The sequence below is a fragment of the Streptomyces sp. NPDC058289 genome, from assembly GCF_042880975.1.
Taxonomy (GTDB): domain Bacteria; phylum Actinomycetota; class Actinomycetes; order Streptomycetales; family Streptomycetaceae; genus Streptomyces; species Streptomyces stoeckheimensis.
Genome location: NZ_JBHVYI010000103.1, coordinates 21,712 through 28,200, shown reverse-complemented (window position 1 = coordinate 28,200; position 6,489 = coordinate 21,712). Strand labels below are relative to the sequence as shown.

Below are 6,489 nucleotides of genomic sequence, written 5' to 3'. Positions count from 1 at the left end.
CCGCAGGACCATCCCGGCCCTGCCGGGGCCCATTCAGCCCCGCGGGGGCAGATTCAGCCCCGCCGGCGTTTGAGGCGCGGGGCGCGGGGCTGAGCCCCGTCCACCGGCCCGGGGCCGGACTCGGCGAGCAGCACCGTCAACCCCGGCGCCGCATCCTCGCCCTCGGACTCGGCCCGCCAGAAGTCGACGGCCTCCTCCAGGATCTCGCGCAACGTCTCCCAGTCCGCAGGCCGAGCCTCCGCATACCCGCGCCACGAGGTCACGGCAAGCAGCCGCCCGGCTGCAGCCGGCAACCACGACAGATCCTTCAGCGCATCCGACAGCGCATCCCAGTTCCCCCCGACCCACGACGGCAGCCGCAGCGCGCCCCCACACCGCCGCATGAGCTCCGCTTTGCTCCGTACGCCGTCCAGATCCAGCCGTACGGTCGCCCAGCCGGCGGCCTCGGCAGCTTCGAGCGCGGGGGCCAGGGGCCGCGGGTCCAAGGTCATCGGAGAACCGCCTTGAAGGTCTCGTAGTGGTCGTCCGTGTAGAAGAACTCCCCGCCCCCGCCGGTCACGATCCGCCGGGCCCCACGGTCCCGCTCACCGGGCGTCTTCACGGTGAACTCGTGGTAATAACCGCGCTTCTGCTGCGGCAGGACCTTCTCGAAATTGCCGAAGACGGTCCCGTCCTGCCGGTACTGGTACGGCCCGCCCTTGTCGATCAGCGTCAGCACGTCCCGGGCCTGTTGCGGCAATGCCGAAGCCCGTACCGTCGCCATGCCCTTCGCCCATCCGGGCGTCGGCACAGCGGAACTCGCTGCCCCGCTCGGGGCAACGTCAACGCCGGAGCCGGCGCTCGCGCTCGTACTGGTGGCGGCGGCAGGCGCGGGTTTCTTCCCGCTGCAACCCACCGCACCGACCAGCGCCGCGCAGAGGAACACGGCCCCCAGCACACGCAGCAACGATCGGGGCACGTTCCGAAAGATCATGCACCGATCGTGCCAAATATCCGATTCTCCCGCGAATCGCGCGGTGTCTTCAGAGGGCGGACATCTTGGTGTACGGACTCAGGATGCGCTTACGGACCTCAGGCCCGAATTCGACGAGGACAGCGATCCCCTCCTCAATGGCGACGACACGGCCGAGGCCGTGCTCATCGTGAGAAACCCGGTCGCCGACGCTGAAGTGCCGGAGGGGCGCTTCCACGGGGGCCTTGAACGGGCTGGACGGCAGATGGCGGCGAGGTACTGCGGACTTTGTCATTGAACCCAGTATGCGCCCAGCAGGCCGTTGAACGGTCCGCCGTTCGGATCTCAATTACGGCACCATCCGCATCGGCGAACCTCACGTGCCCGCGTTTGACCGGCATTCGTCCGGACAATCGGACCAATCCGAACAATCACTCGTCGGGGTCGGCCCGCTCCAGAGCCGGCCGCAGACCGGGCTCCGATTCGGTCAGCAGATAGTCCGCGACAGCGGTGTCGGTGACCAGGCTGGTGACCAGCCCCGAGCGCAGCACGGCCCCGATCGCGGACGCCTTGCGCAGCCCGCCGGCGATGGCGACGACCTCGGGGATCCGGCGCAGCCGGTCCGCCTCCACGGTGATGCAGCGCTCGCCGAGGTCCCGCCCGACCCGGCGCCCCTCGGCATCGAACAGGTGGGCGGACATCTCGGCGGCGACGCCCAGCGAGGCGTAGTGCGCCCGCTCCTCGTCGCTCAGCATGTCGTGGACGGTCGAGATGCCCGGCTCCCAGGACCCGATGGAGACGGCGGCGACGGTCACCTTGTCGAAGTACTCGAAGGCCCGCGCGATCCCCGTCTGGTTCCGCAGGGCGGCCGCGGTGGCCGGATCGGGCAGCAGCATCGGCGCGTAGATGGGGTGGGCGTCGCCGCCCGACACCTGCGCGGCCCTGCGCACGGCCTCCACGGACCCGCGCTCGGCCGTCCCGGCGTCGTACACGCCCGTCAGCTGGACGACGGTGCACGGAGGCAGCCGGTGCAGGGAAGCGGCCATGTGGATGGTCGACCGCCCCCACGCAAGGCCCAGTACGTCGCCCTCGTTGACGAGCTCACCCAGCAGATCGGCGGCTACGGCCCCCAGGTTCTCCGGGTCCGGCGCGTCCTCGGTGGCATCGGCGGGAGACTCCACGACCACGGCGTGCCGCAGCCCGTACCGGGCGCGCAGCGCGTCGGACCGCTCCGCGTCCAGCTCGGCCGGTACGCGGATCTCGATGCGTACGAGGTCGCGCTCCAGAGCGGTCTCCAGGACCCGGGCCACCTTGAAGCGGCTCACGCCGAACTCCTCGGCGATCTGGATCTTGGACTTCCCCTCCAGATAGAAGCGGCGCGCCATGGCCGCCGCCTGCACCAGCTCCGCGGGTCCCATCCGCAGGGCTGACCGTCCCGCCGACATTGCAGACACCGCGTTCTCCTCACTGCTGTTCACACCATCGTGTTCACACTCTCGACTCGCCGTTCATCCTGTCAGATCCGACGGCCGTTGATCAGCCTGGACAGCTCCCGTTCACCGAGCTGTTCACCAAGCCTTGTTTCAGTGGTTGCAAGCCCAGGGCGCAGCAGCGATCGCCGCACCCGCCTGGTCACGCAGCGTACGTACGGCTGCCGCCGGATCGACCGCTCCGTAGACCGCGCTGCCCGCCACGAACACGTCGGCGCCGGCCTCGGCGCACCGCTCGATGGTCGTGGCGGATACTCCTCCGTCGACCTGGAGCCACAGCTGCAGACCGTGCTTGGAGATGAGCTCCCGGGTCCGGCGGATCTTGGGCAGCATGATGTCGAGGAAGGGCTGACCGCCGAAGCCGGGCTCCACGGTCATGATCAGCAGCATGTCGAGCTCGGGAAGGATGTCCTCGTACTGCTCGATGGGCGTCGCGGGCTTCAGCGCCATGGACGCCCGCGCCCCCTTGGCCCGGATCTCCCGCGCGAGCCGTACGGGCGCGGCGGCGGCCTCGGCGTGGAAGGTCACGGAACCCGCGCCGGCCTCGATGTACTGGGGGGCCCAGCGGTCGGGGTCCTCGATCATGAGGTGCAGATCGAGCGGGATGTCCGTCGCCCGGCTGAGCGACTCCACGATCGGCACGCCGAGGGTGAGGTTCGGGACGAAGTGATTGTCCATGACGTCGACATGCAGCCAGTCGGCCCCCTGAACGGCCTTCGCCTCCTCGGCGAGCCGGGCGAAGTCGGCGGACAAGATGCTGGGATTGATCTGAACGGCCATGCCCCAAGCGTGCCATGCCGCCAACGCCTTCCGGCCACTACCCCGGAACTGGAGTGCGGGGGTGCGGGATCGGGCATCCCCGCGTGCGCGATCGAGCGTCCCCGCGTGCGCGATCGAGCGTCCCCGCGTGCGCGATCGAGCGTCCCCGCGTGCGCGATCGAGCGTCCCCGCGTGCGCGATCGGGCATCCCCGCGTGCGCGATCGAGCGTCCCCGCGTGCAGGATCGGGCGTCCCCTCATCCCGGATCGGGCATCCCGCATGCGGGATCGGGTGTCCCCCTCCTCAGCCGGCCGCACCCCCGGACGGATCCCCGTAGCGCGCCGCGACCGCCGCGGCACGGTCGCGCAGCCACGTGCGCAACGACTGCGGGGTCAGGGCCTCCCCGTCCGTGCCGAGCTGCCACAGGGCCCAGCGGGCATGTCGTGCGTCCTGGAAGGTGACCTCCAGGCGCAGCCAGCCGTCTGCGTCGGGTTCCTCCGCGCGGACCGCCAGCGCGGTGTCGAGCAGGTCTTCCCGCCGCTCCGGGTTAACCCGGAGCAGCACGGCGATGTGGTCGCCGCCGGAGAGGAACCGCGCGGAGCGCTCCTGCCAGATCCGGTCCAGATCGACCCGGTTCGGCCGCTCGGCCGCTTCGGGGAGTTCCTCGGCGGCCAGCACGCGCGACAGCCGGTAGGTGCGGTCCTCGCCTGATCGCGTGGCCAGCAGGTAGCCCCGGTCCCGTACGGTGACCAGCCCGATCGGGTCCACCGTGCGCCACTGCGGCGTCTCGCCCGTGGCCGCGTAGCGGATCCGGAGCTTGTGTCCGGCGAGCACCGCGCGCCGGACCTCGATCATCGCGCCGCCGGGCACCTCCTCGGCGACCAGCCGGCGCGAGAGCAGGTCGGACTCCGGGTCGACGAGGAAGCGCTGGGCCGCGTCACCGGCGGCGACCCGGTGGCTCTCGGGCAGCGCGTCGACCACCTTGCGCATCGCCGAAGCGAGCTCCGGTCCCAGCCCGAACACCTGCTCGCCGCGCCCCGATCCGGCGGCCAGCAGGGCGAGGGTCTCGTCGTGGTTCAGGCCGGTGAGCTCGGTGCGGAATCCGGGCGACAACGCGAAACCGCCGTGCCGGCCGCGTTCGGCGTAGACCGGGACCCCCGCGGTCGACAGCGCCTCGATGTCGCGCAGCACCGTACGGGTGGATACCTCCAGCTCGCGGGCCAGCGTGTCCGCGGTCAGCCGACCGCGCTGACGCAACAGCAGCACCAGCGAGACCAACCGGTCTGCGCGCATGCAAAAACTTTATCGGAATACACGACAGAGGGTGTCGTGATTCCTTGCGAGGCTCGTCCACACAACGTCTTCGGCACTGAACCAAACGAACCAATGGAGCTGACATGGCACTGCACCGCACCGCGATCAACCCGGTGACCTGGTCCGTCGAGATGGGCTTCAACCAGGGCGAGGTCGTCTCCGGCCAGACCCGGACCCTCTACATCTCCGGCCAGACCTCGATGAGCGGCGAGGGCAAGCCCGAGCACGACGGGGACATGGCGGCGCAGCTGGCGCTGAGCATCGACAACGTGGAGGCCGTCCTCGCCGAGGCCGGCATGTCCCTCGCGAACCTCGTCCGGCTCAACGTCTACACGACCGACGTCGACCTGCTCTTCCGGCACTACGGCGAGCTGGCGGCGCGGCTGGGCGCCGCCGGGGCGGCGCCGGCCACCACCATGCTCGGGGTGACGCGGCTGGCGATCCCCGGCCAGCTGGTCGAGCTGGAGGGAACCGCCGTCGCGTGACGCGACCGGGCCGACCGGCTAAGCGGTCCTGCGGATCAGCGCCAGGTACATCGCGTCGGTCCCGTGCAGGTGCGGCCACAGCTGTACGTCCGGGCCGTCGCCCAGCGCCGGAACCTCCTGCATGTACGGCCGCGCGTCGATCAGTTCCGCCGCGATGGGGGCCGCACCGGCGCCCCGCCCCTTCAGTACGTCCTCCACCACCACCCGGGTCTCCGCCAGGTGCGGCGAGCAGGTCGCGTAGCCCACGACGCCGCCCACCCGGACGGCCGAGAGCGCCTCGCGCAGCAGCCCGCGCTGGAGCGGCGCGAAGCTCTCCAGGTCCTCCGGCCGGCGGCGCCAGCGCGCCTCCGGGCGGCGGCGCAGCGCGCCAAGGCCCGAGCAGGGCACGTCCATCAGGACGCGGTCGAAGGAGCCCGGCAGCCACGGCGGGCGCGTTCCGTCGGCCGTGATGACCTGGTAGGGGCCCGGGTTGCCGGCGAGCGCCCGCTCGACCAGCCGTGCCCGGTGGGGCTGCTTCTCGGAGGCCAGCAGGAAAGCACCCCGCTGGGCGGCCAGCGCCGCGAGCAGCGCGGCCTTGCCGCCCGGTCCGGCGCAGCCGTCCAGCCAGCGCTCGTCGCGACCCTCGACCGGGACGGCCGCCAGGGCCATCGCGACCAGCTGGCTGCCTTCGTCCTGCACGCCGGCGCGGCCCTCGCGCACCGCCTCCAGCGCACCCGGTTCGCCGCCCTCGGCCATCCTGACCGCGTACGGGGACCAGCGTCCCGGCAGCGCCGAGTCCTCGCCCACCGCCTCCAGCAGCTCCTGCGCCGTGGACCGCCCGGGCCGCGCCACGAGCGTGACCTCGGGCCGCTCGTTGTCGGCCTCCAGCAGGTCCTCGATCCCGGCGCGGCCGCCGCCCAGCGAGTCCCACAGGGCGCTGACGACCCACCTCGGGTGCGAGTGGAAGACCGCGAGGTGCTCCTCGGCGTCGTCCTCGTACGGCGGGGCGACCTTCTCCAGCCACTCCTCCAGGTCGTGCGCGGAGATCTTGCGCAGCACCGCGTTGACGAACTTCGCCCGCCCGTCGCCGAGCACCACCCGGGCCAGCTCCACGCTCGCGGACACCGCCGCGTGGGTGGGGATCCGGGTCCCGAGCAGCTGGTGCGCGCCGAGCGAGAGCACGTCGAGCACCGGCGGGTCGACCTCGCGCAGCGGGCGGTCGATGCAGGCCTTGATGACCGCGTCGTACGTGCCCTGGCGGCGCAGGGTCCCGTACACGAGCTCGGTGGCCAGCGCCGCGTCCCGCGCCTGGAAGGTCTCGTCCTTGCGGGCCTTCTTCAGCAGCGGCGGCAGCACGAGGTTCGCGTACGCATCGCGCTCGTCCACCGCCCGCAGCACCTCGAAGGCCAGCATCCGGACGGGGTCCTTCTTGGGCCTGCGGTGCGGCTTGGCCGACTTGGCCGGCTTGCTACGAGGCTGCTCGCTCACGTGAAAGGTGCTCCGGGGTTAC

8 protein-coding genes are annotated in these 6,489 nt (G+C 71.6%); 1 reads left to right on the top strand and 7 read right to left on the bottom strand.

Annotated elements, in window-relative coordinates:
• Positions 1 to 53 precede the first annotated feature (53 nt).
• The 6 genes from ACFVX6_RS34975 to ACFVX6_RS34950 all read right to left on the bottom strand — a co-directional run bounded on the left by ACFVX6_RS34975 (position 54) and on the right by ACFVX6_RS34950 (position 4,494).
• Positions 54 to 491, bottom strand: a complete 438-nt coding sequence (locus ACFVX6_RS34975) for a barstar family protein (RefSeq protein WP_389698410.1) — start codon at positions 489 to 491, stop codon at positions 54 to 56.
• Entirely contained in the window at positions 488 to 718 is a 231-nt protein-coding gene (locus ACFVX6_RS34970; protein ID WP_389698416.1) for a ribonuclease domain-containing protein, read from the bottom strand. The genes ACFVX6_RS34975 and ACFVX6_RS34970 overlap by 4 nt, the downstream gene beginning before the upstream one ends.
• Positions 719 to 1,022: 304 nt before the next feature.
• Positions 1,023 to 1,247 carry a hypothetical protein gene (locus tag ACFVX6_RS34965; protein WP_250741347.1) on the bottom strand — a complete coding sequence of 75 codons (225 nt, stop codon included), beginning with the start codon at positions 1,245 to 1,247 and terminating at the stop codon, positions 1,023 to 1,025.
• Between the two features lie 136 nt (positions 1,248 to 1,383).
• Positions 1,384 to 2,397, bottom strand: coding sequence for a sugar-binding transcriptional regulator (locus ACFVX6_RS34960; protein ID WP_243334549.1), 1,014 nt, complete (start codon positions 2,395 to 2,397; stop codon positions 1,384 to 1,386).
• Between the two features lie 138 nt (positions 2,398 to 2,535).
• Entirely contained in the window at positions 2,536 to 3,222 is a 687-nt protein-coding gene (rpe, locus tag ACFVX6_RS34955) for a ribulose-phosphate 3-epimerase (RefSeq protein WP_389698408.1), read from the bottom strand.
• 282 nt (positions 3,223 to 3,504) lie between these two features.
• Complete coding sequence (locus ACFVX6_RS34950) at positions 3,505 to 4,494, bottom strand: helix-turn-helix transcriptional regulator (RefSeq protein ID WP_389698406.1); 990 nt, start codon at positions 4,492 to 4,494, stop codon at positions 3,505 to 3,507.
• A gap of 110 nt (positions 4,495 to 4,604) precedes the next feature.
• On the opposite strand from ACFVX6_RS34950, the gene ACFVX6_RS34945 reads away from it, so the two are divergent.
• Positions 4,605 to 5,000, top strand: coding sequence for a RidA family protein (locus ACFVX6_RS34945; RefSeq protein WP_389698414.1), 396 nt, complete (start codon positions 4,605 to 4,607; stop codon positions 4,998 to 5,000).
• Between the two features lie 18 nt (positions 5,001 to 5,018).
• Here ACFVX6_RS34945 and ACFVX6_RS34940 read toward each other — a convergent pair whose 3' ends face one another.
• Positions 5,019 to 6,467, bottom strand: a complete 1,449-nt coding sequence (locus ACFVX6_RS34940) for an RsmB/NOP family class I SAM-dependent RNA methyltransferase (RefSeq protein WP_389698404.1) — start codon at positions 6,465 to 6,467, stop codon at positions 5,019 to 5,021.
• Positions 6,468 to 6,489 lie beyond the last annotated feature (22 nt).

Coding starts and splice junctions, on each gene's coding strand:
- ACFVX6_RS34975 (WP_389698410.1), bottom strand. CDS start 491: ATGACCTTGGACCCGCGGCCCCTGGCCCCCGCGCTCGAAGCTGCCGAG.
- ACFVX6_RS34950 (WP_389698406.1), bottom strand. CDS start 4,494: ATGCGCGCAGACCGGTTGGTCTCGCTGGTGCTGCTGTTGCGTCAGCGC.
- rpe (WP_389698408.1), bottom strand. CDS start 3,222: ATGGCCGTTCAGATCAATCCCAGCATCTTGTCCGCCGACTTCGCCCGG.
- ACFVX6_RS34960 (WP_243334549.1), bottom strand. CDS start 2,397: ATGTCGGCGGGACGGTCAGCCCTGCGGATGGGACCCGCGGAGCTGGTG.
- ACFVX6_RS34965 (WP_250741347.1), bottom strand. CDS start 1,247: ATGACAAAGTCCGCAGTACCTCGCCGCCATCTGCCGTCCAGCCCGTTC.